A 450-nucleotide genomic window follows, 5' to 3' on the forward strand; every position below is an offset into this window, starting at 1 on the left:
GGGGGGGTGGGTCGCGCGCCCCGGGGGGGGGGGGGGGGGTGGGGGGGGGGGGGTGGGGGGGGCGCGGGGGGCGGGGCCCCGCGCGCCCACGGGGTGGGGGCGGGCACGGGTACGGCCCCGGCGCGGGGGCGGCGGGGCCGTGGGGTCAGGCGACGATGTGCCAGGAGGTGGTGGGTGTGGGGGGTTTGAGGGAGACGTCGTGCCAGCGGACTCTGCGGGGGGCGGGTCGGGGTCTGGTGGCGGGTTGGGCTCCCCGGTGGTTAAGGAGAAGGAGGGTGAGGGTGGCGATCTCCTCGGGGGTGAGGTCGGTGCGGTCGGTGCGGAAGAGGGGGGTGCGGTGGGGCATTCCGGGGCCTCCGGGTGTGGGAACCCCGACGGGCCCCCCCCCGGGGGGGGGGGGGGGGGGGGGGGGGGGGGGGGGGGGGGGGGGAGGCCTGGGTTAAAACGGGG

General features: G+C 81.1%; 1 protein-coding gene. It reads right to left on the reverse strand.

Translation table 11 applies throughout. The features are described 5' to 3' along the window. Positions 1 to 145: 145 nt before the first annotated feature. Positions 146 to 346, reverse strand: a complete 201-nt coding sequence (locus tag ACIRVF_RS40295; protein ID WP_402829556.1) for an acyl-CoA carboxylase epsilon subunit — start codon at positions 344 to 346, stop codon at positions 146 to 148. Between the last annotated feature and the right edge of the window lie 104 nt (positions 347 to 450).

The organism is Kitasatospora sp. NPDC101157, assembly GCF_044768255.1.
GTDB lineage: Bacteria > Actinomycetota > Actinomycetes > Streptomycetales > Streptomycetaceae > Kitasatospora.